Source organism: Serratia sp. CY47280 (assembly GCF_052168655.1).
Classification (GTDB): Bacteria; Pseudomonadota; Gammaproteobacteria; order Enterobacterales; family Enterobacteriaceae; genus Serratia; species Serratia bockelmannii.
The window spans coordinates 1567764-1592539 of the sequence record NZ_JBJNMG010000001.1 but is presented as its reverse complement, the minus strand read 5'-3'; the positions used below and the strand labels follow the sequence as shown (position 1 = coordinate 1592539).

The window sequence follows — 24776 nt, the reverse complement described above, 5'->3', positions numbered from 1 at the left end:
TGCTCTGTTGTAACACAGATTGCGCCGTTGGCAACCAACAAAATGGCATAACGACGATGAAAAACGTCGAGAGGCAGGGGGCGCAACCCTGTCAGGCTGCGCCGGAGCGATAAGCGGTCAGAAGGTGGTGGGGGTATGTGCGCTGACGATGCGGCAGATGCGCGCCGAAGTATTGCTGAAGCTGTGCGGGATGCCGGTGTTGATGGCGTAACTCTGGCCGGCGGTCAGGCAGTAGCTCTGGCCGTTGATGGTCAGCACGATCTCGCCCTCCAGCAGGGTGCCTATCTCTTCGCCCTGGTGCTTGATCTTTTCACCGGTGGTGGTGCCGGGCTGGTAGGTTTCCAGCATCATCGCCAGGTTGCGCGTCGGGCTGCCGTTGTGCACCAGCTTCATCGACACCCCCTGACTGCCGATCTCAATCAGATCTTCGGCGTCGATCACCACGCGCGGTTCGTCGGCGGCTTCCGGTTCGGCAAAGAATTCAGACAGCGACAGGCCATACACCTTCAGCAGCTTTTGCAGCGTGCTGATGGCCGGGCTGACCTTGTCCTGTTCGATGGTGCTGATCGCACTGTGGGTTAACCCGGACAGTTCGGCGACCCGGCGCTGTGACAAACCCAATTGCTGACGGATCTGCGACAGGCGTTTGCCCGGTGCCAAGCTGACTTCGCTCATAGCGGTACTTCCTTCTGGTAAGGGCGACAGGCAGAAATGAAGATCGCTATCGGGTGCCTGTCTGGTCGATAACGATACTGCATGATATCGGTAGTTAGGGTGGGTTTGGAAAATATATTGCCCATGTTCACTCTTGGTGCGTTGGACAAAATAGTTGACGTGAAAATGGCAGTAAGGCCTTTTCGGTCAATATTTTATCAATTTAGCAGCCGCTGGCGAATAATCAAACAGGATTGTAACATTTGCAAACCCATTCTGTTAATACTATGTTTCATATTGTGGATGTTATTTTGAGCGCCCGGCAGCGGCGCGGCCTGACGAGAAATCCAATCATGTGTTGAATCGAACGGTGGACGGGCGCCAACGCGCCTTCAGAGCATAATGGCGGGTGACGTATGCAAACCAATAGCGCAGCAGTTGAACATTTTGCACAGCATCATGAAGAGAGGCGAAGTAGCGCGTTCCAAAATGAGGTTGCTCATTATTTGGAACGCCATCCCGCCACGCAGTATGTCGATATCCTTCTCACCGATCTTAATGGTTCCTTCCGCGGCAAACGCATACCCGTCTCTGGGTTAAAAAAACTGGAAAAAGGCAGCTACTTCCCCGCGTCGGTGTTCGCCATGGACATCCTTGGCAACGTGGTGGAGGAGACCGGCCTTGGGCAGGAGCTCGGCGAACCGGACCGCATTTGCCTGCCGGTGCCCGGTTCGCTGACGCCGTCGGCCGCCGATCCGGAGCACATCGGCCAGGTGCTGCTCACCATGCTGGATGAAGATGGCACTCCCTTTGACGTTGAACCCCGCAATGTGCTGAACCGCGTGTGGCAGGCGCTGCGCCAGCGCGGTTTGTTTCCGGTGGCAGCGGTAGAGCTGGAGTTTTATCTCATCGATAGGCTGCGCGACGCGGAAGGCGATCTGCAGCCGCCGTGTGCGCCCGGCACTCAGGAACGCAACACCCAAAGCCAGGTGTATTCCGTCGATAACCTGAACCATTTCGCCGAGGTGCTGAACGATATCGACGCGCTGGCGAAGCTGCAGGGGCTGCCGGCGGACGGCGCGGTGGCGGAGGCGTCGCCGGGGCAGTTCGAGGTCAACCTGCGTCATACCGACGACATCCTGCTGGCCTGCGACCACGCGCTGGCGCTGAAGCGGCTGGTGCGGCTGGTCGCCGAGAACCACGACATGCACGCCACCTTTATGGCCAAACCCTATGAGGATTACGCCGGCAGCGGCATGCACGTGCATGTCAGCATGCAGGATAGTGCGGGCAACAACCTGTTTGCCGACGCCGAAGGCGAGGATTCGCCGCTCTTGAAACAGGCATTGGCCGGGATGATCACCCTGATGCCGGCGTCGATGGCGCTGCTGGCGCCGAACGTCAACGCCTACCGGCGCTTCCAGCCGGGGATGTATGTGCCGATCCAGGCCGCCTGGGGCCACAACAACCGCACCGTGGCGCTGCGCATTCCCTGCGGCGAACCGGAGAACCACCGGGTGGAGTACCGCGTGGCCGGCGCCGATGCCAATCCTTATCTGGTGATGGCGGCGATCCTGGCCGGCATGCTGTACGGGCTGGACAACCTACTGCCGTTGCCTGAGCCGGTGACCGGCAACGGGCTGGAGCAGGAAGGGCTGCCGCTGCCGATCCGCCAGAGCGACGCGCTGTACGAGTTTGAACATCAGCACGCGCTGACGCACTATCTGGGCGAGCGTTTCACCCAGGTGTATCACGCCTGCAAGACCGACGAACTGCTGCAGTTTGAACGGCGGGTGACGGAAACCGAGATCGACTGGATGTTGAAAAATGCCTGAATGGGCGTATAAAGTAAGAGGTATGTGCGGGTGACTGGCCTGCCGGCAGCGGATTAATTCGCCTGCCGGGCTGGTTTTCCGTGCGATCGACAAAAAGAATTTGTATTTGAGGGTTTCCGGATCTTGTCATTCGGAGGCATTCTGGTGCAAAATATCTCAAATGCAGATAGCCGACGTTTTGAAAGCGTCGGTTATTTTTTTTGCATTATGTTTTACCAACGTAGCGTTTCATACACCAAGCGAGGCCGGACACCGATCCGGATAGATAAATAGTTTCGTGCACGATCAAACAAAACTTTATGGTCGTGACTCATGAGGATTAGAAAGATGGGGCAATTTTTCACTTTAGCGCCGGTGCCCGCCGGTTTCCGCTGTGGCCGCAGCGACTATGGAGCAGCCGAGGTTACCTCGACCCGTTATCCAGCTTACAACCCCCTTCTTTTAGAATTAAGTCGCTCGTTGCGAAGTTTCCCCGCAACCTTAAGTCTTGGCGTGTCCGCCATCCGCAAGGCTCAAGGTAAGGGGGGGCTGAACAATGTCCGATAACACCATCAACGCCGCTCCGGCTCAGCGCACTCAGCTGCGTAAAACCCTGACATTAGTTCCGGTAGTGATGATGGGCTTGGCTTACCTGCAGCCAATGACCATTTTCGATACCTTCGGCATCGTATCCGGCCTGACCGATGGTCACGTCGCGACCGCGTACGCCTTCGCTCTGCTGGCGATCCTGTTTACCGCCCTGAGCTATGGCAAGCTGGTGAAGAAGTTCCCTTCCGCCGGTTCCGCCTACACCTACGCCCAGAAAGCCATCAGCCCGCACGTCGGCTTTATGGTGGGCTGGTCATCGCTGCTGGACTACCTGTTCATGCCGATGATCAACATTTTGCTGGCCAAGATTTACCTGGAAGCGATCTTCCCGGGCGTACCGTCCTGGATCTTCGTGGCGGTGCTGGTCGGCTTGATGACGATTTTCAACCTGCGCGGCATCAAGCTGGTGGCTAACCTGAACTCCATCATCGTGGTGGTGCAGGTGGCGATCATGATCGTGTTCCTCGGCCTGGTGATCAACGGTATTTACCACGGCGAAGGCGCCGGTACGCTGGTCAGCAGCCGCCCGTTCTGGTCCGATAACGCCCACGTGGTGCCGATGATTACCGGCGCGACCATCCTGTGCTTCTCGTTCCTGGGCTTCGACGGCATCAGCTCGCTGTCCGAAGAGACCAAAGACGCGGAAAAAGTGATCCCGAAAGCCATCTTCCTGACGGCGCTGATCGGCGGCATCATCTTTATCGTGGTGTCTTACTTCGTGCAGCTGTACTTCCCGGACATCTCGCGCTTCAAGGATCCGGACGCCTCACAGCCTGAAATCATGCTGTACGTGGCGGGCAAGTTCTTCCAGTCGGTGATCCTGGTGTTCTCCTGCGTGACGGTATTGGCGTCGGGCATGGCGGCGCACGCGGGCGTTTCGCGTCTGATGTACGTGATGGGCCGCGACGGCGTGTTCCCGACTCGCTTCTTCGGCTATGTGCATCCGAAGTGGCGTACCCCGGCGCTGAACGTGCTGCTTGTAGGCGCCATCGCGTTGTCCGCGGTGTCGTTTGACCTGGTGACCGCGACCGCGCTGATCAACTTCGGTGCGCTGGTGGCCTTCACCTTCGTTAACCTGTCGGTGATCTCGCAGTTCTATATTCGCGACAAGATGAACCGCACCGTGAAGGACACATTTAACTACCTGATCCTGCCGGTGATGGGCGCACTGACCGTCGGCGCGCTGTGGATCAACCTGGAAGCCAGCTCGATGACGCTGGGCCTGGTTTGGGCGGCCATCGGTTTGATCTACCTGGCCTTCGTCACCCGCAGCTTCCGTCTGCCGGTGCCGCAAGCGAGCGAAGACGCCGCCTAAGCGCGAGCCGTCTCCTCAGCCACAAAAAAGGCCGCTTTCGCGGCCTTTTCCTTTTCTGCTGCGGCGGGGTTTATCCCACCAACTCTTTGCCGTAATCGAACAGCGCTTTCAACAGGGCGGTTTTCTCTTTGTCGCCTTCGTGCAGGTTATACAGCGATTCGAGCTGCAGCAGGTAACTCTGCACGCGCTCTGCGCTCAGCGCTTCCTGGCGGTGTTGCAGCCAGCGACGCTGCTCGGCGTCGTCCAGCGTATTCGGGTAGTTGCGCGCGCGGAAGCGGAACAGCAGCTCTTTCATGCGGCCGTCGCTGAAGGCCAGATCCAGCGCCGGCAGGTTCTGCGGTTTGGTCTGCTGGATAATCCTCATCGCCGCCTTGTCGGCGTCGCTGAAGAAACCGTCGTACAAGCGGGCGTCGACGTCGTCGGCGCCTTTGAACGGCTCGGCTTCGGCGAACAGCGCGACCACTTTCTCGCGCACTTCCGGATGCTGTTTCAGCAGCTGCAGATTTTGCAGACACGCCTGACGATCGATGCCCAGCCGCTCGGCATTCTCCGGCAGCAGGGTTTTGGCCGGCGCCAGCACCGGGCATTTGTTGATGTGCACCAGCTTGATCGGCACCGGTGCCTGATCCGGCGCCAGATCGTCACGGCGGGTATACAGCCGTTCACGCAGCTGCTCGGCGCTCAGCGTCAACAGCGGCGTCATGTCGCCGGCCAGATCGCACATGATCACCGCGTTCTTGTTGTCCGGGTGCCAGGCCAGCGGCGACACCCAGCTGGTATTGCCGCGCGCCGCGCCGAACATGCCGGAGACGTGCACCAGCGGCGTCATGTCGGCGACGTCGATCAGGGCGTTCAGCTTGTGCTTGTTGCGGTGCTGCAGCAGGAAATCGAACAGCCGCGGCTGTGCCTGTTTGACCAGCTTGGCCATGGCGATAGTGGCGTAAACGTCCGACATCGCGTCGTGAGCCTGCGTGTGCTCGACGCCGTTGGCGCGCGTCAGATGTTCCAGGCGGAAGCTGGGGAAACCGTCTTCGTTTTCCGGCCAAACGATGCCGTCCGGGCGCAGAGCGTAGCAGGCGCGCATCACATCCAGCAGATCCCAGCGCGAGTTGCCGTTTTGCCAGCTGTAGGCGTAGGGATCGTAGAAGTTGCGATAGAAGATATTGCGGCTCACTTCGTCATCGAAGCGGATGTTGTTGTAACCGAGAATGCAGGTGCCGGCCACGCTGAAGGCCTGATGGATTTGGCGGGTGAACTCGGCCTCGTTAACCCCTTTGGCACGCGCCACCTGCGGCGTGATGCCGGTGATCATCACCGCCTCGGGTTCCGGCAGGTAGTCATCGGCCGGGGCGCAGTAGATGACCAGCGGCTCTTCGATAATGTTGAAATCCATATCGGTGCGCACGCCGGCGAACTGCGCCGGGCGGTCCAGCGACGGGCTCTTGCCGAAGGTCTCGTAATCGTGGATATAAAATGTGGCCGGTGCCTTGCTGCTCAAAATCGCGTCTCTTCAGTGGCGGATACAATATGCCTCTATTGTAACGGCGTAGGGAGCGATGCCAAGCGGCGGTTAGCGAAATGCGCGCAATTACGCACGGCGATAGAAATCCAGCCGCTGGTGAAAGTAGGGGAGCAGGTGGTCGGGGATCTGTCGTTCTGTTTCCGCCTGGGTCGAAGCGATGCCGTAGCGCTCGTTGTAGATCACGCTGATGGCCAGCAAATCGGCTTCTATTTTCTCGCGTTGCGCCTGCGGTAAGCTATCCAGCTTTCGAACCATCGTTATCTCCCTGTTAACCTTAGGGTATAATAGGATCGTTAGCGGGTCTTGTCCCTACCCATTCCGAGGGGAGGTGGACGCCTGCGCGCTTTGCTGCGAGCTGGGGGCCAGACTGTGGCGCGCGGCGAACTCGTTCTGCGCCTGGTGCGCATTGAGGCGATCTGCCCGGTTATACAGCGAACAGGCGCCGCTTATCACCGCCCCCCAAAACAGGGCGCACAGCAGTAAAACCCCCAACCAGATTTTTTGGTTATAGGTCATAGGTCCTCCACGGACGAGAAGAGAAATAACATTGACCGTTAAATTAAATCAGGCACTACATCAATGGTATTTAAACGGCAGAGATTAATCATCCAATCTACGCGCTTCTTTTGTTACTAAAGCCACGATGGATGTTTCAAAAGATTCCTTAAGATAATATTAAGAAAAGTGATTCTGGGCGCCGTAATTCTATTTAATATTTGTTTAAATACCCGCAGATACAATCTCCCACATTCAATACCAATGTGGGTGACAATGATGAAAACGCTACTGTTAACCGGCGCTACCGGCTTTCTCGGTGGTGCAGTTCTTGAAAAATTATTGATTGAAAATCAGTCTATTAATTATCTTTTACTGGTGCGCGCCGATGATGCGCAGCAAGGATTGGCTCGTATTCGCACGAATATGGAAAAGTTTAATATCGACGCGAATTTGCTGTCTAAAATTACGATAGAAAATATATTGTTGGGCGACCTTTCCGAGCCGGCCGAATTTTTAACTGACGCACGTATTAACAATGTCACGCACGTTATTAACTGTGCGGCCGTTGCTTCATTTGGTAATAACCCGCTCATTTGGAAGGTAAACGTAGAAGGCACCCTGGCCTTTGCCGAAAGAATGGCGCAGGTGCCGGGATTAAAACGCTTTCTGCATGTCGGTACCGCCATGTCCTGTTCCCCGGAACCGGGTTCGCTGGTGGCGGAGAGCGGCGAATTTGAGGAAGATGCCGAGCATCTGGTGGAATATACGCGTTCCAAATCCACCATCGAACAGCTGATGCGCCAACGCTGCCCGCAAATGCCGCTGACCATCGCTCGTCCGTCGATTGTCGTGGGCCACACCCGCCTGGGCTGCCAGCCTTCCAGCAGCATTTTCTGGGTGTTTGGCATGGCGCTGATGCTGCGCAAGTTTATGTGCTCGCTGCAGGACAATATCGACGTGATCCCGGTGGACTACTGTGCGGATGCGCTGGTGATGCTGATGAACAGCGAAACGCTGGAGAACGACGTTTATCACATCTCCGCCGGTGAAGAGCGCAGCGTCAGCTTTGCCGAAATCGACCGCGCCATGGCGGCAGCGCTGGAAAAAGCGCCGGTGGGCGATGAGTATGCGCAGGTGACGTATGACGCGTTGGTGAAAATGCGCCGTCAGCTGAAAGACATTTTCGGCCCGTGCAACGAGCGGCTGATGCTGAAGGCGATGCGCCTGTACGGCTCGTTCGCCATGCTCAACGTGCGTTTCAGCAACGAGAAGATCCTCAAGCTGGGCATGCCGAAACCGCCGCGCTTCACCGACTACATCGCCGGTTGCGTGCAGTCGACTCGCGGGTTGTCTATCCAGCAGCAGATGGTGGTGGACTTCAAATAACCGCCGGGCGCAGCGGGCGCCCGAGGTTGCTCTGCTACCAGGACGAAGAGGACCAGAAGACGCGGCCGAGCACCACCAGTTGCTCCTTGCGCTGCTGATAGCTGAGATGCTCGTCCTGGTACTCTTCACGGTTGAGGGAGCGGATGATGACGCCGCCGTCCGGTTGCTCGATCAGCACCTTCACCCGCAGCAAATTGCCGTGGCGGATGGCGTAGGTCTTGCCCTCGCGGATGCGCGTGTCGTCGGTGTTGATGCCGACCACGTCGCCATCCTGCAGACGCGGTTCCATGCTGGAGCCGGAGATGCGGATAATGCGCGCGGCGTTGACCGCCACCCCCATCTTGTGCAGATAGTAACGGCGGAAGATCAGCGAAAATTCCTCGCGATCGACGATTTCGTAGCAGCCGTCGCCGGCGGAAAAATCAATATCCAGCAGCGGGATCTCCACAAACTCTTCCTTGTCCTGTTCGGTATCTTCCCATACCACCGGTTTTAAACGGGCGGGCTGGAAGTCCGACTCCGCCGCCACGTTGTCAAACGGGCGCACCAGCTGCTTTTCATGAAACACGTCGAACCAGCCCTTGGGCAAATTCAGCTTGGCCTCGATCCGCCTGGCCAGATTGTCGCCAAGATTGCGGGAGGATTTCTCCCCGATGATTTGGCTCAGCGTCGGCGCGGAAGACTCAACCAGCGTGGCGAATTCATTCTGGTTGACGCCTTGCCGGGCGTAGCGGGCCATCAATTCGCGCAGATTGTTGCGCCTGATTTCTTTAGTTTCCATCGTGCAATGATCGCACTCTTTAGCAAAAAGGTAAATAACGATTTTGCTAAAAAATACTTGCGCATGATTTAGCAATTAGCTAAAACAAAAAGAGTGAGCCAAAGGTTCACCCGTGCGGGGCGGCCTGTCATGATGAGGGGCCGCTCAGTGAAATCAAACGAGAGAGGGACTTTACGATGTACAAGATTGATTACAATAGCTACCGATCGGTCGCCAGCTTCGGCCACCGCGTGCGCTTTCTGGTGCTGCACTACACGGCGCAAAACTTCGCCGACTCGGTGAAGTCGTTGACCGGAAAATCGGTCAGCGCGCACTATCTGGTGCCGGATCCGACCGAGGCCACCTATCAGGCCGCCGGCTTCAGCGGCGTGCGCATTTTCAACCTGGTGGACGAGAACGAGCGCGCCTGGCATGCCGGCACCAGCCAGTGGGGCACCCGCAGCAATATCAACGACACCTCGATCGGCATCGAGATCGTTAACCTGGCGAGCGGCGACGGTGGAAACATCACCTTCCCGCCGTTCAATCCGCAGCAGATCGAGGCGGTCACCCAGCTGGCGCAGAACATCCTGCAGCGTTATCCGGACATCTCGCCGGTGAACGTGGTGGCGCACTCCGATATCGCGCCGGGCCGCAAGAGCGATCCGGGCCCGCAGTTCCCGTGGCAGCAGCTGTATCAGGCCGGCGTCGGCGCCTGGTATGACGAAGCGACCAAGCAGCAGCGCCAGCAGGAATACTGCAGCCAGGGCCTGCCGGCGCAGGCCGATTTGCTGAAACTGTTCGCCCAATATGGCTACGACACCTCGGCGGCGAACACCGCAGAAGGCTATCGCCAGCTGGTGCGCGCGTTCCAGCTGCACTTCCGTCAGCAGAAGTATGACGGCGTGATGGATGTTGAAACCGCCGCCGTTCTGCGCGCGCTGGTCGACAAGTACGCCGCCTGAGCCTGACCGCGAATGGGGGACGCCTCATTCGCCTTTTCCTCGCCGGGCTTCCTCCGCTAAAATAGCGGCCTGGCTGGTCTTTATCGGAGGCATTGTGCGCCTCGATCGAAAAATCTCTTCCCTTGAACTGCTGACCTATCGCCACTACCGCATCGTACACGGCGTGCGCATCGGGCTGGCGTTTATTCTGACCTTTCTGCTGATCCGCCTGCTGGCGGTGCCCGAAGGCACCTGGCCGCTGATCACCCTGGTGGTGGTGATGGGGCCGATCTCGTTTTGGGGCAACGTGCTGCAGCGGGCGCTGCAACGCATTGCCGGCACGGTGTTCGGCGCCGCGTCCGGCCTGATCGCCCTGTATCTGGAACTCTATTCGCTGCCGCTGATGCTGGCTTGGTGCGGCGTGGTGATGTTCGTCTGCGGTTACCTGACGCTCGGCAAACGGCCGTATATGGCGCTGCTGGTGGGGATCACGCTGGCGGTGGTATGCGGCGCGGGCGCCGGTGACATGCACACCGCGCTGTGGCGCAGCGGCGACGTGATCTTCGGTTCGCTGCTGGCGCTGCTGTTCACCAGCATCTACCCACAGCGCGCCTACATTCTGTGGCGCATGCAAATGGCGGACTGCCTGCAAACCGCCGCCCGCCTCTACGGCGCGTATTTTTCGCCGAACGTTATCGAGCGGCCGCGGCTGGAGCCGCAGCTCAAGGATCTGTTGAATCAGGTGGTGAAGCTGCGCAGCCTGATCGTGCCCGCCAGCAAGGAAACCCGCATCCCCAAAGCGGTGTTCGAGGCGGTGCAAACCCTCAGCCGCAATTTGGTGTGTACACTGGAGCTGATGGCCGACGCCTACTGGGCCTCGCGCGAAACGCACTTCATCATGTTGAACGCCCGCACGCTGCGCAGTACCCAACTGCTGACGCTGAGCTCGCTGGAATCGCTGGCGGTGCTGATGCGCGAAGGGCCGCAGGCGCAGCGGCAGGCGGTGGCGGGGCAGCTGGCGGAGATCGCCGGCGAGCTGAAAACGCTGATGCAGGAGGTCAGCCTCGGCCAGCACGGCGAAGCGCCGATTTACGGCTACGTTTGGCTCAGCATGGAGCTGGCGCAGCAGCTGGAAGAGTTGGGGGATCTGCTCCAGGTTTGTACCGCCGCCGAGCGTGAATAGGGGGTCAGATCATGAAGGCGGCGCTTTGGGTTTTGGCCGCCGGGGCAAAGTGGGTAAGATAAGGCAATCACTGTTGTGCCGGACCGCCACAAACCTGTATCTTGGTGCCATGTGGCCGTAAGCAAATGAATCTGTGTATTACTAAAGCAAGGGTATAAAGATGGATAATGCAAATAAGCCGAGTTTCCAGGACGTGCTGGAGTTTGTGCGTATGTTCCGCCGCAAAAACAAACTGCAACGCGAGATCGTCGACAACGAAAAGAAAATTCGTGATAACCAGAAGCGCGTGCTGCTGCTCGACAACCTGAGCGAGTACATCAAGCCCGGCATGAGCATTGAAGACATTCAGGGCATCATCGCCAACATGCGCAGCGACTACGAAGATCGCGTTGATGACTACATCATCAAAAATGCCGATCTGTCCAAAGAGCGCCGCGAGCTGTCCAAAAAGCTGAAAGCGATGGGCGAAGTGAAGTAACCCGCTTTATCGGGCCGGGTGCGATGCCTGGCCCGCATTCCTGCCAATCATCTTCTTCCCGCCGTTTCGATCATCTCCCGATCCTCATCGATCCTTTAAATGGGATCGCGATCCGCATTTGTAGCATTTTTAGCCGCAATGTTAACGAACTGTGATTTTGCTCAAACAATTATTTTTGCAGCTTTGGTTATATGTCGATCAATGTTCACGTTGTCATTTTGAGTTTCTGGGATGTGTGATGATTAATTCATTGAAATTTATCATGTTATTTCGTTACTTGTTTTTTGTTGGATAAAAATGACAACGTCAACATTAAGAAAATTCAAGCGTTTAACGAGTGTATTGGAGGAAGAGATGAGCCAGTTGCCGGAAAAAATGCGCGCGGTCGTTTGCCACGGCCCGCAGGATTATCGTTTCGAACAGGTGCCTACGCCGCTGCCGAAGGCGCGCGAGCTGGTGATCAAGGTGGAAGGCTGCGGCATCTGCGCCGGCGACTGCAAATGCAAGAACGGCGCGCAGATGTTTTGGGGGGAGAACCCGTGGGTCAAACCGCCGGTGGTGCCGGGGCATGAGTTCTACGGCCGCATCGCCGCGCTGGGCGAGGGCGCGGAAGGCAAATACCGGATCGGCGAGCGGGTGATCGCCGAGCAGATCGTGCCGTGCTGGGAGTGCCGCTACTGCAAATCCGGCAGCTACTGGATGTGTGAGACGCATAACATTTACGGCTTCCAGAAAGACGTGGCGGAGGGCGGCATGGCGGAATACATGCGTTTTTCCGAGAACGCCATCGTGCACAAGATCCCGGAAAGCCTGAGCCATGAAGACGCGGTACTGATTGAGCCGATGGCCTGCGCCATCCACACCGTGGCGCGCGGCGACATCCAGCTGGACGACGTAGTGGTGTTGGCCGGCGCCGGGCCGCTCGGGTTGTGCATGGTGCAGGTGGCGCGCCTGAAAACGCCGAAGAAACTGATCGTGATCGATGCCATCGACGAGCGGCTGGCGCTGGCGAAGGAGTTCGGCGCCGACGTGGTGATCAACCCGCTGAAGGAAGATGCCGACCAGATCGTCAAATCGCTGACCGGCGGCTATGGCTGCGACGTGTACATCGAGGCCACCGGCGCGCCGATCGGCGTCACCCAGGGGCTGCAGATGATCCGCAAGCTGGGCCGCTTCGTGGAGTTCAGCGTGTTCGGTAAGGAAACCACCGTCGATTGGTCCATCATCGGCGATCGCAAGGAGCTGGACATTCGCGGCGCGCACCTGGCGCCCTACAGCTATGAAATCGCCATCGATCTGTTCGAGCGCGGGCTGGTGACTTCCAACGGCGTGGTTACCCACAGCTATTCATTGAACGACTGGGATGAAGCCTTCGCCCTGGCGGACTCGACCGACTCTATCAAGGTGATCCTGGTTCCCTGACCCTCCCGCCGTACCGCTGTTGCAGTCACGATCGCCGGCCCATCCGCAATGGGGAGCCGGCCGGTCGGCCAAACGTAAAGACATGCTGTTGCTCTGATAACCACAACAAGAAGCTTCCCTACAGGAGAATTGGCTATGTTTTCATTATTCAAAAAGACCCTGCCTTTTATCGTCGCCGGTGGAATGTTGGCGGCCAGCCATGGGGCGCTGGCCAAGCAAATCACTATCGGTATGTCGTTCCAGGAAATGAACAACGACTACTTCGTCACCATGAAGCAGGCGCTGGATCAGGCGGCGGCGGATATCGGCGCCAAGGTGTACGTGGCCGATGCGCGCCATGACGTCGCCAAACAGATCGGCGACGTGGAAGACATGCTGCAGAAGAAGGTGGATATCCTGCTGATCAACCCGACCGATTCGGTGGGGGTGCAGTCGGCGGTGATCTCCGCCCATAAGGCCGGCGCGGTGGTGGTAGCGATCGACGCCCAGGCGGAAGGGCCGCTGGATTCGTTCGTCGGCTCGGAAAACTACGACGCCGGCTTCCAGGCGGGCGAGTACCTGGCGAAAGCGCTGGGCGGCAAAGGCAAGGTGGCGATCCTCGACGGCATCCCGGTGGTGCCGATCCTGGAGCGCGTGCGCGGCTTTGAAGCGGCGATGAAAAAATACCCCGACATCAAGATTGTCACCAAGCAAAACGGCAAGCAGGAGCGCGACACCGCGCTGACCGTGACCGAAAACATGCTGCAGTCGGCGCCTGATCTGGCGGGCATCTTCAGCGTCAACGACGTCGGCGCGCTCGGCGCCCTGGCGGCGATCGAAAGCAACGGCGCCAAGGTCAAGCTGGTGAGCGTCGACGGCCAGCCGGAAGCCATCAAAGAGATCCTCAAGCCGAATTCGCCGTTCATCGCCACCTCAGCGCAGTTCCCGCGCGACCAGCTGCGCATCGCGCTCGGCATTGCGCTGGCCCGCTACTGGGGCGCCACGGTGCCGAAAACCGTGCCGGTCAAAGTGAAGCTGATCGACCGCAGCAATGCGGCCGGCTTTAGCTGGTAACAGCAGCCGGGTTCGCCCCGCTGCGGCGGGGCGTTCGGTGCGGAGGGCAATGCGGTGACACCTTTACTGGAACTGAAGCGAATAAAAAAGAGCTTTCCCGGCGTGAAGGCGCTGGATGGCATCGATCTGGCCATTCAACGCGGCGAAGTGCACGCCCTGCTGGGCGAAAACGGCGCCGGCAAATCGACGCTGGTGAAAATCATGTGTGGCATCTATCAGCCGGACGAGGGCGATATTTTTATCGACGGCGAGCAGCGCCGCTTTAACAACTATCGCCAGGCGATCGAGGCCGGGGTCGGCATTATTTTTCAGGAATTCTCGTTGATTCCCTACATGAGCGCCATCGACAACATCTTCCTCAACCGGGAGATCAGGAACCGCTGGGGCCTGCTGGATCGGCGGGCGATGCGGCGCAAGGCCGAGGCGATCTTCAAGCGGCTGACGGTGGCTATCGATCTCGATTGCCCGGTGGAGCAGCTGAGCGTGGCGCAGCAGCAGTTCGTTGAGATCGCCAAGGCGCTGTCGCTGGAGGCGCGGGTGCTGGTGCTGGATGAGCCGACCGCCACGCTGACGCCAGGCGAGGCCGAGCACCTGTTCAGCGTGATGAACGATCTGCGGCTGCTGGGCGTCGGCATGGTGTTTATCTCGCACCACCTGGACGAGATTTTCACCATCTGCGATCGCATCACTGTGCTGCGCGACGGCGCCTACATCGAAACGCTGGCCACCGGCGACACCAACGTGGAAGAGCTGGTGCGGCTGATGGTCGGGCGCAAAATCGAGAACGCCTTCCCGGTGAAACAGCACCCGGTCGATACCGCGACGGTGCTGCTGGAGGCGGAGATCCAGCGCGAGAAGCACGGCGCGACCGACCGTTTTCACCTGCACAAGGGCGAGATCCTCGGCTTTGCCGGGCTGGTGGGCTCCGGGCGCACCGAGACCGTCTCTGCGCTGATCGGCGCCAGCCGCTGCCACCGCAAACGCGTCAGCCTCGGCGGCCAACCGGCGGCGCTGCGCTCCCCAGCGCAGGCGCTGGCGCAGGGCATCGGCCTGCTGCCGGAGAGCCGCAAAACCGAGGGCCTGGTGCTGCCGTTCTCGGTGGCGCAGAACGTCACCCTCAACCGGCACCACCGGCGCGGCAAGATCTTCGTCAGCGCCCGCAAGGATCGCGACGTGGTGCAGCGGCTGATCCGCGCCGTGGGGGTGAAAACTCCGGACGCCGAGACCGCCGTCAGCACCCTGAGCGGCGGCAACCAGCAGAAGGTGGTGATCGCCCGCTGGCTCAACAACGACTGCAACATCCTGATCTTCGACGAGCCGACGCGCGGCATCGACGTGGGCGCCAAGGCCGAGATCTACCAGCTGATGCAGCAACTGACCCAGCAGGGCATCTCCATCATCATGATTTCTTCCGAACTGCCGGAGATCATCGGCGTGTGCGACCGCGTGCTGGTGTTTCGCGGCGGCCACATCGTCGCCGAGCTGACCGGCGATGACATCGAATCCAACCACATCATGCTTCACGCGACCGGGAGTGCCTTATGATCGGAATTGAACAACCCGCCGTGGCGCGCCGCGCCGCCGGCCCCAGTCTCGGCAAGCGCTGGGAAAAACTGCTGCATCACCCGGCGGTCTTGCCGTTTATCGGCTTCGCTGTCCTGTTCGTGCTGATGAGCCTGCTGAACGACAGCTTCCTCAGCGTCAACAATCTGACCAACGTGGCGCGCCAGGTGTCGATCAACGCCATCATCGCGGTGGGCATGACCTGCGCCATTCTGACCGGCGGCATCGATCTCTCGGTGGGGCCGGTAATGGCGCTGGCCGGCTCCGTCGCCGCCGGGCTGATGCTGGCGGCGGTGCCGATTCCGCTGGCGATGGTGGCGGCGCTGGCGGTCGGCGCGCTGTTCGGCCTGGCCAACGGCGCCTGCATCGCCTACCTGCGCATGCCGCCGATCATCGTCACCCTGGCGTCGATGGGCATCGCCCGTGGCCTGGCGCTGCTCTATACCGGCGGCTACCCAATCTCCGGCCTGCCCGACGTCTTCTCCTTCTTTGGCCGCGGCACGGTGCTGGGCATTCAGGTGCCGATCCTGATCATGCTCGGTGTGTACGTGCTGGCCTGGCTGATGCTCAACCAGCTGCCGTTCGGCCGCTACGTCTACGCGATGGGTGGCAACGAAGAGGCGGCGCGCCTGAGCGGCATCCGCGTGCCGCGCTACAAGATGCTGGTGTACGTGATCAGCGGACTGACCGCCGCGCTGGCCGGGCTGGTGCTGACCTCGCGCCTGATGAGCGGGCAGCCTAACGCCGGCGAAGGCTTCGAGCTGGACGCTATCGCCGCCGTAGTGCTGGGCGGTGCGGCGATCTCCGGCGGGCGCGGCGCCATCGTCGGCACGCTGGTGGGGGCGATGATGCTCGGGGTGCTCAACAACGGCCTCAATCTGATGAACGTGTCGCCATATATCCAGAACGTGGTGAAGGGCGGCATCATCCTGGCCGCCATCTACCTCAGCTCCGTGCGGCGCAAATAGGAGGCGCGATGTCAGTCTTTCTTGGCATAGACGTCGGCGGCACGGTGATCAAGGCCGGGCTGTACCGGGCAAGCGGTGAAGAGCTGGCGATCGCCGAGCGCGACGGCGCGGCGATTGCCGCACAGCCGGGCTTCAGCGAACGCAATATGGACGCGCTGTGGGATGATGTTTGCGCGGCGATCCGCCAGACGCTGCACGCGGCGGGGCTGGAGGCCGGGCAGGTGCGCGGCGTCAGTTTCTCGGCGCACGGCAAAGGGCTGTACGCCATCGACCGCCACGGCAAACCGGTCGGCAACGGCATCCTCTCTTCGGACAACCGCGCGGCGGCCACGGCGGCTGAGCTGCGCCGCACCGGCGTGGACGCGCAGACCTACCCGCGCAGCCTGCAGCCGCTGTGGCCCAGCCACCCGGCGCTGCTGCTGCGCTGGCTGAAGCAGCAGCAACCGGCGCAGTACGCCGCTGTCGATCGCATCCTGATGGCGCACGACTACCTGCGCTTTCGCCTCACCGGCGAGGCGGCGGCCGAGGTGACCAACATCTCCGGCAGCAACCTGTTTAACCAGCACAGCGGCGCTTACGATCCGGCGCTGATGGCGGCCTTCGGCATCGAAGAGGCGCAGGAGAAGACCGCGCCAACGATCGGCTCGGCGCAGCTGGCCGGGCGGGTGACGGCCTCTGCGGCGGCGCAGTGCGGCCTGCGAACGGGCACTGCGGTGTACGGCGGCCTGTTCGACGTGGTGGGCGCGGCGCTCAGCTCCGGCGTGGCCGACGATCGCACGCTCAGCGCGGTGGCGGGCACCTGGTCGATCGCCACCTGCGTGACCGAGCGCATCATTCCCGCCGATTACCCCTATGCCTGGGGGCGCTACTGCATCGACGGCCGCTATTTCGTGCACGAAGGCAGCCCGACCTCGGCCGGCAACCTGGCCTGGTTCCTGCGCCAGTTCTGCGCCGACGACCGGCAGCGCTACACCCAGTTCAACGCCTGGGTGGCCGAGCGCCGCGAGCAGCCGAGCGGGCTGCTGTTCCTGCCTTATCTGTACGGCTCCAACCTCGGCGGCAACACGCCGGGCGGGCTGATCGGCCTGAGCGCCCACCACGAGATGGCGGACGTGGTGCAGGCGATCTACCAGGGCATCGTGTTCTCGCACCTGATCCATCAGGAGCGCATGGTGCAGCTGAATCCGCGCATCGAGCGGGTGCGCATGACCGGCGGGCCGACGCAGTCCGAGGTCTGGATGCAGATGTACGCCGACGCCGGCAACCTGCCGCTTGAGGTGGTGGAAACCCGCCAAGGAGGCTGCCGCGCCGCCGCCCTGTGCGCCGCCGTCGGCGCCGGGGAGTACGCCGGGTTCACAGAGGCGATCGCTGCCGCGCCGCCCAAACTGCGCTGTTATTATCCCGCGACCGCCGCCCACCGGCGCCTGCGCGCCCAGCAGGCGCGCTATCTGGCGGTCGCTCAGGCTTTGAGTGAGGTGACTGATGCAAACGACTAACGCCGCCTGTCTGGGGCTGTATGAAAAGGCGCTGCCCGCCGATCTGAGCTGGCCGCAGCGGCTGGCCACCGCCGCCGAGCTGGGCTTTGAATTTGTGGAGATGTCGATCGACGAACAGCCGGCGCGCCAGCAACGGCTGGACTGGGATCGCCGCCAGCGGCTGGCGTTTATCCAGGCGCGGCTCGACAGCGGGGTGACGGTGCCGAGCCTGTGCCTGTCGGCGCACCGGCGCGACCCGTTCGGCAGCGCCGACGCCGCCACCCGCGAACGGGCGCGGGTGCTGATGAGCAAGGCGCTGGAACTGGCGACGGATCTCAGCATCCGCAACATCCAGCTGGCGGGCTACGACGTCTATTACGAACCCGCCGATCGCCACAGCCGCGAGCGCTTTATCGAGGGCATGCAGTGGGCGGCGGCGCAGGCCGCCAGGGCGCAGGTGATGCTGTCGGTGGAGGTGATGGACACGCCGTTCATCAACAGCATCAGCAAATGGCGCGACATCGCGCGCCACGTCAACAGCCCGTGGTTCACGGTGTATCCCGATCTCGGCAACCTCAGCGCCTGGGGCAACGACGTCGCCGCCGAGCTGGCGCTGGGCATCGGCAGCATCACCGCCGTGCACCTCAAAGACACCGTCGCGGTGGGGCCGGGCAGCGCCGGGCAGTTCCGCGACGTGCCGTTCGGCGAGGGCTGCGTGGACTTCGCCCACGCCTTTTCCGTGCTCAACGCGCTCGGCTATCGCGGCCCCTACCTGCTGGAGATGTGGGCGCGCGAAGACGGGCAGGACAAGCAACGCATCGCCCAGGCCAAGGCCTGGATCGAACAACAGATGAATGGGGGAGGCATCGCATGCTGAACGAACTCAAACTGCAGGTGCTGGCCGCCAACCTCAGCCTGCCGGCATACGGGCTGGTGACCTTTACCTGGGGCAACGTCTCGGCGATCGATCGCCAAAGCGGGCTGGTGGTGATCAAACCTTCGGGCATCGCCTACGAGGCGATGACGCTGGAGGATCTGGTGGTGGTGGATCTGGAGGGCAAGGTGCGCGAAGGGCACCGCAAACCCTCATCCGACACCGCCACCCACCTGGCGCTGTACCGCGCCTTCGCCGATATCGGCGGCGTGGTGCACACCCACAGCCGCAACGCTACCATCTGGGCGCAGGCCGGGCAGCCGATCCCGGCGCTGGGCACCACCCACGCCGACTACTTTTACGGCGACATTCCCTGTACCCGGCCGATGAGCGAGGCGGAGATCGCCGGCGATTACGAAGGGGAAACCGGCAAGGTGATCATCGAGACCTTCAATCAGGCGGGGCGCGATCCGCAGCAGGTGCCGGGAGTGTTGGTTTACTCCCACGGCCCGTTCGCCTGGGGCAAGGACGCGGCGGATGCGGTGCACAACGCGGTGGTGCTGGAAGAGGTGGCGATCATGGCGATGGCGACGCGCCAGCTGGCGCCGGCCATCGCCCCGATGCAGCCGGAGCTATTGGATAAACATTTCCTGCGCAAGCACGGCAAACACGCCTACTACGGGCAATAGCGCCCGTCAGCGATTCAACAGCGAGCCGGTGAAGAACTCTCTGCGCACCGGCAATTCGCCGCGCGGGCTGTGAATGGCGCTGAACAGCAGCTCCGCGGCGATCTCCCCCAGTTTCTGCGTATCGTGATACACCCCCGGAATGTGCAGGCCGTAAGCGCCGGCGCGCGGCGGCTCGTCGATCGAGAAGAATTTCACTTGCTCATAAAGCCCCATCTCGTGGCAGATGGCGATGGCGCCCAGCGTGATGATGCCATTCAGGCCGATGATGTAATCCGGGCGATTCTCCGGCTGCGCCAGATAGGCGCGCACCTCGCTCTCTTGCGAGGTGAAATCATAATCGCCGTTGATGATATGAATCTCACGCCCGCTGCCCTGCAAGGCCGCGACGATGCCGGCGGTGCGCGTTAGCGTAATTTCCGAATCCGCCGGGCCGCCGATAATCAGCAGCTTCTGCTCCGGCTGCTCCGCCAGATAACGCCCGGCCAGCACGCCGATCTCGCGGTTATCGAGGAACACGCCGCTCAGCTGCTGATCGTAAAGATCGCGGTCGATAAGGATCAGCGGCACGCCGTACACCTCGGCCAGCTCGAGATAGGCGGGGCGGTAGCGCTTGTCGTCGCGCACCGCCGACAGCAGGATGCCGCGCGCCTTGTAGCCGAATAGCGCCTGAATGGCGCGCATTTCCGCCTCTTCGCTGCCGTCGGTGTCGAACAGCATGATCTGGTAGCCCTGCTGACGCGCAATGCGCGACACGGTCTTGATCAGGCCGGAATAGAACGGGTTGTACATGCTGCTAGTGACGATGCCGATAATCTGGCTGCTGCTGCTTTTCAGCCCCTGCGCGAACGCGTTGGGTACATAGTTCAGCTCTTTGGCGATGGCGTGAATGCGCTCGCGGGTTTCCGGCTTGACCAGCTCGGGCTTATTGAAGGCGCGGGAAACGGTGATATTGGTCACCCTGGCGCGGCGGGCGATATCCACGATAGTGGCATTGGGATTGGCTTTCGACACCGTCTTTCCTTGCGTTATGCCTCAACAGATCCCTTATTGTAGGGAAAGGGCGGGGGCGGTGCTAGGGGGGAGTTGGGGGGAGGGGAGTGGCGGGAAGGGAAATAATAGAATGAAATCAGGGGTAATAATGTTGCTGGTTTATTAATTGTGGGCTTAATCATTTCATGTGGCTATATTTTATTGATGGAGAGTTTGGTAAGGTGTGTTTTATGTTCGAGGTTAGGTATCAATGGCTGTTTTGTGCCAGGAACAGACGTTACTTACCTCGCGATATATTAATTTATGGTGAGCTGGTCACATGTTTGGTAAACATGTGTCAAATATTTAGTGGTGTAAGTGAATATCGACATCAGATTGCTGAAATAATGATGCAGAACGCGGCCTAATTAATTAGGGCGCAACTGCGCCCTTTAATAACCCGTCATGTGATAAACCCAATCTTTTGTCTGCCGTCTAATTTCACGACTCAATGTTTGGGGCAGTATTTCATTTGGAGTTCGGTCGCCCTTAATCCAATTAAAAGCATGATTGAACATATAAAGCAATATCGCCTCGTTATTCTCAAAGTAATCGATAGCTTCTTCTATAAGGGGAGCTCTTAGCACCAGCCTTCTATCATGAGATACAGCATCTTTCAGCTTTTCATAATCGATGAAATGATGGTTGAATATGTCAATTTCGCTATTAAAAGTTATATAGTCCTTGTGTTCATCTTGGAGGTAATAGTCTTCCTCTACAAAATTATCTAAGTCATGTTGTTCTAAATCATCTAATAATGATTTGGCGAGCCTTATCAGATCTTTGTCGGATTCTGAAAGCATTGCCATCCTCCAGGAATTTTTGGATTCAACACATAATTTATCTGAATCTGTGAAGGTGACTTTTTTGGACTGGTGTCCTTTTGAGGTTATTTCTTGAACTATTTCATCCAGACATTGTTTTGAAAATGGCTTCCAGAACATCTCAGGATCATTATGGCTATCCGCCATTACGATGGAGACCAAAACAACTTGAGTTTCCAACTGTTGCCAGTACATAAAGTCAGATAGATCGATCTGTATATCAGGGGTGTTTCCAACCGTTGATTTAATTTGAACCGCAAAAAAGTCCCCAGTTGATATTTCATCTTCAAAAATTTCAACTTGAGCATCTATGCCAACATCAATATCAAGCAATCGGCAAGGCCAATTAAAATAGCGAACTATCCAATAAGCAAAATATAGCTCACCTGCTCTTCCTGTTACTCCGGTGCTTTTGTATTTTTTCATAGCTTAGCTCATAGCTCTTCCTTTTCTCTGAGTTAGACAGGTTACACCCTAGCTAATTGTCTGCCAACTGAATGGTTAATATGAATTGCAACTGTTCCTGTAGTCACTTTCGTGAGAGCAGACCACAAAAGTGACTACTTCCGCTCTTCGCTCAAAGCTGTCGCTCTAAATGCCATCAGTCAAAGCACTCAACTAGCGCTAACAGCGATGGAGCAAAGGTGGGGAAGGGGTCACTGGGGGAAAACAACGAGCTCCGCTTAAGAACGAAAAAACAACATAGGTGATGAGCTCTACGCTCGACTACCGTAACAACACCGCTAATTTGCCAGTGATTTTCCACCGCCAATCCAAACACACCGCTAATCTAGCTGCGACTTTTCACCCACCAACCCCCCGCCACAATCCCGGCAACAGCGCCAACGTCTCATCAATCAGCGCCCGTCGGTCACTGCCCGGCTTCCAGATGGTGAGCATGGTTTGGCTGATCCCCTGGCTGCCGACTTCGGTGCGCAGCGTGTTGACGTTTTTCCACCGTTCGGCATGCATGTGCGTCGGCAAGAATCCCCAGCCGCAGCCTTGTTCAAGCAGGGCGCGCAGCATCTCCAGTTCGTTGGTGAAAATGGTATGCCCCGAAATTTGCAGGCGGCGCGCCACCGGCTCGTCAGAGTCCGGGTGCATGATCACCTGCGGCGTGAGCGAGAGCTCCAGCAGCGAAAGCGGCTGTTCCGCGCCGGGGAAAAGCGTTTCGGCGGCGTAGAAATCCATCTCTATAGCCCCTAAGGCGCGCCACTCCATGGTGTCGCCCACGCTGCGGTTGCGCGCCTGGCAGATGCCCAGATCGGCCTGGCCGCTTGCCAGCAGGCTTTCCGCTTCGTCGCGCGAGGCGTTAATCAGGCTCAGCCGCGTGTGGCGCTGGGCCATAGCGGCAATCAACGCCTGCAGTAATGTGCGGGGCGTAAAGGGATCGTAGACCAGCGAGATTTCCTGCGCCGCGCTCTTCGGCACGTCTTTGGCAAATGCCTCAAACGCCTTCACCTGGCGCATCAGCAGGTGCGCCTGGCGCTGCAGCTGTTCGCCTTCCGGTGTCAGGTGCAGGCTGCGCCCCTCGCGCAGGAACAGCGCATAGCCCAAGCCATCCTCGAGAAAATCAATCAAATCGCGCAGCGTCGTGCGGTCTTTGCCCAGTTTGAGCGCGGCCTTAGCCAGGCTGCCGTGCTCGGCCACGGCGGTGAAGGCTTCCAGTTGGGCAAAGGAATAAATCAGGCTCGGCACGCGGTTCCCCCGTCGATTTTGCGGGGGATTTTCCCCCATTAGGCGTTTTTTATTATAGGCCGCGTTTTTTTAAGCTGAACGCCTTCCTGAGCTAAGCGAGAAAAAATATGAAAAGCAAAGTGTTTAACCGCAGCCTGCTGGCGGGCGTTGTCATCAGTCTCTGCAGCGGTCTGTTGGCGCCCGCCGCGCTGGCCGCCTGTGCGGGCACCGAACTCAGCGCCTGTCCGGCGCCTTTCGATGCGCAATTGCCGGACACGCACAAGATGCTCACCTGGAGCCAGAGTGATCGGGTGATCGGTTTTCGTAACGACTACCGCAACTATGCCGGGGATGTGTTTCATCACGGCAATGCCGCACCGCTGCCGGCTGCCGCTAAACCGTTAAAGGACGCCAGTTATCGGGTGAATGGCAAAACCTACAGCCTGCAGGACTATCTGCAGCGCCAGAACGTCAGCGGCATGCTGGTATTGAAAGACGGCAAAATCGCCTGGAAATATCTTGGGGAGGGCAATACCGACGCCACGCTGTGGACGTCGCGCTCGGTGGGCAAATCCGTGGTCGCCACGCTGGTGGGCGTGGCGATTAAACAGGGCAAAATCCGCTCGCTCGACGATCTCATCACGCAATACGAACCCGATCTGAAAGGCACCGCGTGGGACGGCGTGACCCTCAGGCAGCTGATCACCCACACCTCCGGCGTGGCGTGGAATGAGGATTACACCAACCCGAAATCGGACTTCGCGCAGCTGACCGAGTGTGAAGCCAGGCCCGGCACCTACGCCTGCGTGCGCAAGCTGGTGGCCGGCTTGCAGCGTGCGCACCCTGCCGGGCAGAACTGGTCTTACTCCTCCGGCGGCGCGTGGCTGCTGGGCGACGTGCTGGAGCGCGCCACCGGCATGCCGCTGGCGGCCTATCTGCAGCAAAGCATCTGGCAGCCGTACGGCATGGCGAGCGACGGCGTGTGGCATGCCTACGCCAAAGGCCAGCACGACGTGGGCGCGCACGGCTTTAACGCCACGCTGGAAGACTGGGGGCGTTTCGGTGAGTTCATTCTGCATAACGGGACGTTGCCGAACGGCAAACAGATCTTGCCGGCTGATTGGGTAGCCCAGTCGGCCAACTGGACGCGGGCGGCGGGTTCGGTGTCGGCGGCGCACCCCAACGGCATTTACGGCTACCAGTGGTGGAACAACGAAGTGCCGGTGAATGCGACCAACGTGGAGCCTGTTCCACAGGCCTCCCTCAAGCATTCCCTGTGGGCGCTGGGGATCTTCGGCCAGATGATCATGGTCAATCAGGCGGAGAATCTGGTGATCGTCCAGTGGTCCACCTGGCCGCAGGCGGAGCCTTCTTTCAGCGCGCAACCGCTGGAGGCGTCGCTGATGTTTAGCGCGATAGCGAAGGAACTGCGTTAACTCTACGTAGCAAGCAGGGGCGGTTGCCATTTCGCCCCTGTTCGAAGGCGATGGCATAAATGCGCTCGTGCATATAACAGCGCGGAAATGGCGATCTGGGCTATGCTTTTCACCACACTACTTTGCGCCGAAACGGGCGTGACAAAAGTGCGACTTGTCAGGCTAGGTTGAAGTTCTTTATCGAACGGCTCTTCACAGGAGTGGTTAAATTGAAAATCGATTGGCATAGCGCATTGCTAACACGCGCTACGATCGTGGATAAAAGCTACAAAAATACGCAAAACGTCCGTCGTTTCATGGTTGAGGCGTGCGGAGAAGATTTTCGCTTCGATCGTGAGTTTATGGCATGGATACGCAATGACATGCCAAAGACGTTAGGTGATGTGGTCGATGAGTGGCGGCGTAGGCGCTCCCTCAACCTTAGCGGATAGGGTGCAACTTGCGGGCCTCTTGGTACTCTTCTTTTCTCGCAAACCTTGCCAAGATCGCCTTTGCACCAGCGCCAGGATCAGTAGCGGCGGGGTGAGCAGCCATTCAGCACCTGCTCAAAGATGTGGAATACATAGTTAGGTTCTTTGGCGATCGCGGGAAAGTGCTCTTGTT

At 59.4% G+C, this 24776-nt stretch carries 23 protein-coding genes; 15 read left to right on the top strand and 8 right to left on the bottom strand.

The window, feature by feature from the left end; translation table 11 throughout:
* Positions 1 to 117: 117 nt before the first annotated feature.
* Positions 118 to 675, bottom strand: a complete 558-nt coding sequence (gene puuR / locus ACJ8J4_RS07740) for an HTH-type transcriptional regulator PuuR (RefSeq protein WP_025303528.1) — start codon at positions 673 to 675, stop codon at positions 118 to 120.
* Positions 676 to 1070: 395 nt separating this feature from the next.
* Here puuR and ACJ8J4_RS07735 point away from each other — a divergent pair, with 395 nt between their 5' ends.
* Positions 1071 to 2489: a glutamine synthetase family protein gene (locus ACJ8J4_RS07735; protein WP_025303527.1), complete on the top strand. Its 1419-nt coding sequence runs from the start codon at positions 1071 to 1073 to the stop codon at positions 2487 to 2489.
* A gap of 535 nt (positions 2490 to 3024) precedes the next feature.
* Positions 3025 to 4392 carry an APC family permease gene (locus tag ACJ8J4_RS07730; RefSeq protein WP_025303526.1) on the top strand — a complete coding sequence of 456 codons (1368 nt, stop codon included), beginning with the start codon at positions 3025 to 3027 and terminating at the stop codon, positions 4390 to 4392.
* A 70-nt stretch (positions 4393 to 4462) separates the two neighbouring features.
* On the opposite strand, the gene sbcB is transcribed toward ACJ8J4_RS07730, so the two are convergent.
* From sbcB to ACJ8J4_RS07715, 3 genes are all read right to left on the bottom strand, one after another.
* Positions 4463 to 5890 (bottom strand): exodeoxyribonuclease I, encoded by a 1428-nt coding sequence (sbcB, locus tag ACJ8J4_RS07725; protein WP_025303525.1) that lies wholly within the window; start codon positions 5888 to 5890, stop codon positions 4463 to 4465.
* A gap of 90 nt (positions 5891 to 5980) precedes the next feature.
* Positions 5981 to 6169, bottom strand: a complete 189-nt coding sequence (locus ACJ8J4_RS07720; RefSeq protein ID WP_025303524.1) for a DNA polymerase III subunit theta — start codon at positions 6167 to 6169, stop codon at positions 5981 to 5983.
* 54 nt (positions 6170 to 6223) lie between these two features.
* A complete protein-coding gene (locus ACJ8J4_RS07715) occupies positions 6224 to 6430 on the bottom strand; it encodes a hypothetical protein (protein WP_025303523.1) in 207 nt (68 codons plus the stop codon).
* Between the two features lie 258 nt (positions 6431 to 6688).
* On the opposite strand from ACJ8J4_RS07715, the gene ACJ8J4_RS07710 reads away from it, so the two are divergent.
* Positions 6689 to 7798, top strand: a complete 1110-nt coding sequence (locus ACJ8J4_RS07710; protein ID WP_025303522.1) for an SDR family oxidoreductase — start codon at positions 6689 to 6691, stop codon at positions 7796 to 7798.
* A gap of 34 nt (positions 7799 to 7832) precedes the next feature.
* Here the strand turns inward: ACJ8J4_RS07710 and ACJ8J4_RS07705 are convergent, their stop codons facing one another.
* Positions 7833 to 8579 carry a S24 family peptidase gene (locus tag ACJ8J4_RS07705; RefSeq protein WP_033643785.1) on the bottom strand — a complete coding sequence of 249 codons (747 nt, stop codon included), beginning with the start codon at positions 8577 to 8579 and terminating at the stop codon, positions 7833 to 7835.
* 176 nt (positions 8580 to 8755) lie between these two features.
* Between ACJ8J4_RS07705 and ACJ8J4_RS07700 the strand changes: the two genes are divergently transcribed.
* The 10 genes from ACJ8J4_RS07700 to araD all read left to right on the top strand — a co-directional run bounded on the left by ACJ8J4_RS07700 (position 8756) and on the right by araD (position 19207).
* A complete protein-coding gene (locus ACJ8J4_RS07700; protein ID WP_025303521.1) occupies positions 8756 to 9523 on the top strand; it encodes an N-acetylmuramoyl-L-alanine amidase in 768 nt (255 codons plus the stop codon).
* 94 nt (positions 9524 to 9617) lie between these two features.
* A complete protein-coding gene (locus ACJ8J4_RS07695; protein ID WP_089181126.1) occupies positions 9618 to 10685 on the top strand; it encodes an FUSC family protein in 1068 nt (355 codons plus the stop codon).
* Positions 10686 to 10845: 160 nt separating this feature from the next.
* A complete protein-coding gene (tmaR, locus tag ACJ8J4_RS07690) occupies positions 10846 to 11163 on the top strand; it encodes a PTS system regulator TmaR (RefSeq protein WP_004935612.1) in 318 nt (105 codons plus the stop codon).
* Positions 11164 to 11517: 354 nt separating this feature from the next.
* Complete coding sequence (locus ACJ8J4_RS07685; RefSeq protein ID WP_016927009.1) at positions 11518 to 12585, top strand: erythritol/L-threitol dehydrogenase; 1068 nt, start codon at positions 11518 to 11520, stop codon at positions 12583 to 12585.
* A 135-nt stretch (positions 12586 to 12720) separates the two neighbouring features.
* Entirely contained in the window at positions 12721 to 13638 is a 918-nt protein-coding gene (locus ACJ8J4_RS07680; RefSeq protein WP_015378502.1) for an ABC transporter substrate-binding protein, read from the top strand.
* Between the two features lie 54 nt (positions 13639 to 13692).
* A complete protein-coding gene (locus ACJ8J4_RS07675; protein WP_049209281.1) occupies positions 13693 to 15183 on the top strand; it encodes a sugar ABC transporter ATP-binding protein in 1491 nt (496 codons plus the stop codon).
* Entirely contained in the window at positions 15180 to 16169 is a 990-nt protein-coding gene (locus tag ACJ8J4_RS07670; protein WP_038877882.1) for an ABC transporter permease, read from the top strand. The genes ACJ8J4_RS07675 and ACJ8J4_RS07670 overlap by 4 nt, the downstream gene beginning before the upstream one ends.
* A gap of 8 nt (positions 16170 to 16177) precedes the next feature.
* Positions 16178 to 17665 carry an FGGY-family carbohydrate kinase gene (locus ACJ8J4_RS07665; RefSeq protein WP_197832524.1) on the top strand — a complete coding sequence of 496 codons (1488 nt, stop codon included), beginning with the start codon at positions 16178 to 16180 and terminating at the stop codon, positions 17663 to 17665.
* On the top strand, positions 17652 to 18521 hold the full coding sequence (locus ACJ8J4_RS07660) for an L-ribulose-5-phosphate 3-epimerase (protein ID WP_060447920.1): 870 nt from the start codon (positions 17652 to 17654) through the stop codon (positions 18519 to 18521). Before ACJ8J4_RS07665 ends, ACJ8J4_RS07660 begins: the two co-directional genes overlap by 14 nt.
* Positions 18515 to 19207 (top strand): L-ribulose-5-phosphate 4-epimerase, encoded by a 693-nt coding sequence (gene araD / locus ACJ8J4_RS07655; protein WP_049209277.1) that lies wholly within the window; start codon positions 18515 to 18517, stop codon positions 19205 to 19207. The genes ACJ8J4_RS07660 and araD overlap by 7 nt, the downstream gene beginning before the upstream one ends.
* A 6-nt stretch (positions 19208 to 19213) precedes the next feature.
* Here araD and ACJ8J4_RS07650 read toward each other — a convergent pair whose 3' ends face one another.
* The 3 genes from ACJ8J4_RS07650 to ACJ8J4_RS07640 form a co-directional block, all read right to left on the bottom strand.
* Positions 19214 to 20218, bottom strand: coding sequence for a LacI family DNA-binding transcriptional regulator (locus ACJ8J4_RS07650; RefSeq protein WP_043136352.1), 1005 nt, complete (start codon positions 20216 to 20218; stop codon positions 19214 to 19216).
* 410 nt (positions 20219 to 20628) lie between these two features.
* Positions 20629 to 21486: a DUF4365 domain-containing protein gene (locus ACJ8J4_RS07645; RefSeq protein WP_197832525.1), complete on the bottom strand. Its 858-nt coding sequence runs from the start codon at positions 21484 to 21486 to the stop codon at positions 20629 to 20631.
* A 378-nt stretch (positions 21487 to 21864) separates the two neighbouring features.
* Positions 21865 to 22758: a LysR family transcriptional regulator gene (locus ACJ8J4_RS07640; RefSeq protein WP_264383654.1), complete on the bottom strand. Its 894-nt coding sequence runs from the start codon at positions 22756 to 22758 to the stop codon at positions 21865 to 21867.
* Between the two features lie 107 nt (positions 22759 to 22865).
* Here ACJ8J4_RS07640 and ACJ8J4_RS07635 point away from each other — a divergent pair, with 107 nt between their 5' ends.
* Both ACJ8J4_RS07635 and ACJ8J4_RS07630 read left to right on the top strand, forming a co-directional pair.
* Positions 22866 to 24173, top strand: coding sequence for a serine hydrolase domain-containing protein (locus ACJ8J4_RS07635; RefSeq protein ID WP_197832527.1), 1308 nt, complete (start codon positions 22866 to 22868; stop codon positions 24171 to 24173).
* A 209-nt stretch (positions 24174 to 24382) separates the two neighbouring features.
* The gene (locus ACJ8J4_RS07630; RefSeq protein WP_049209284.1) at positions 24383 to 24604 is read left to right on the top strand and encodes a DUF6434 domain-containing protein; all 222 of its coding nucleotides are present in this window, start codon (positions 24383 to 24385) and stop codon (positions 24602 to 24604) included.
* Positions 24605 to 24776: the final 172 nt, after the last annotated feature.

Excerpts from the sequence above, each read along its gene's own strand:
- ACJ8J4_RS07700 (WP_025303521.1), top strand. The coding sequence starts at position 8,756 with ATGTACAAGATTGATTACAATAGCTACCGATCGGTCGCCAGCTTCGGC.
- ACJ8J4_RS07735 (WP_025303527.1), top strand. The coding sequence starts at position 1,071 with ATGCAAACCAATAGCGCAGCAGTTGAACATTTTGCACAGCATCATGAA.
- ACJ8J4_RS07635 (WP_197832527.1), top strand. The coding sequence starts at position 22,866 with ATGAAAAGCAAAGTGTTTAACCGCAGCCTGCTGGCGGGCGTTGTCATC.
- ACJ8J4_RS07680 (WP_015378502.1), top strand. The coding sequence starts at position 12,721 with ATGTTTTCATTATTCAAAAAGACCCTGCCTTTTATCGTCGCCGGTGGA.
- ACJ8J4_RS07645 (WP_197832525.1), bottom strand. The coding sequence starts at position 21,486 with ATGAAAAAATACAAAAGCACCGGAGTAACAGGAAGAGCAGGTGAGCTA.
- ACJ8J4_RS07705 (WP_033643785.1), bottom strand. The coding sequence starts at position 8,579 with ATGGAAACTAAAGAAATCAGGCGCAACAATCTGCGCGAATTGATGGCC.
- ACJ8J4_RS07660 (WP_060447920.1), top strand. The coding sequence starts at position 17,652 with ATGCAAACGACTAACGCCGCCTGTCTGGGGCTGTATGAAAAGGCGCTG.
- ACJ8J4_RS07685 (WP_016927009.1), top strand. The coding sequence starts at position 11,518 with ATGAGCCAGTTGCCGGAAAAAATGCGCGCGGTCGTTTGCCACGGCCCG.
- ACJ8J4_RS07720 (WP_025303524.1), bottom strand. The coding sequence starts at position 6,169 with ATGGTTCGAAAGCTGGATAGCTTACCGCAGGCGCAACGCGAGAAAATA.
- araD (WP_049209277.1), top strand. The coding sequence starts at position 18,515 with ATGCTGAACGAACTCAAACTGCAGGTGCTGGCCGCCAACCTCAGCCTG.
- tmaR (WP_004935612.1), top strand. The coding sequence starts at position 10,846 with ATGGATAATGCAAATAAGCCGAGTTTCCAGGACGTGCTGGAGTTTGTG.
- ACJ8J4_RS07710 (WP_025303522.1), top strand. The coding sequence starts at position 6,689 with ATGAAAACGCTACTGTTAACCGGCGCTACCGGCTTTCTCGGTGGTGCA.
- ACJ8J4_RS07665 (WP_197832524.1), top strand. The coding sequence starts at position 16,178 with ATGTCAGTCTTTCTTGGCATAGACGTCGGCGGCACGGTGATCAAGGCC.
- puuR (WP_025303528.1), bottom strand. The coding sequence starts at position 675 with ATGAGCGAAGTCAGCTTGGCACCGGGCAAACGCCTGTCGCAGATCCGT.
- ACJ8J4_RS07730 (WP_025303526.1), top strand. The coding sequence starts at position 3,025 with ATGTCCGATAACACCATCAACGCCGCTCCGGCTCAGCGCACTCAGCTG.
- ACJ8J4_RS07670 (WP_038877882.1), top strand. The coding sequence starts at position 15,180 with ATGATCGGAATTGAACAACCCGCCGTGGCGCGCCGCGCCGCCGGCCCC.
- ACJ8J4_RS07715 (WP_025303523.1), bottom strand. The coding sequence starts at position 6,430 with ATGACCTATAACCAAAAAATCTGGTTGGGGGTTTTACTGCTGTGCGCC.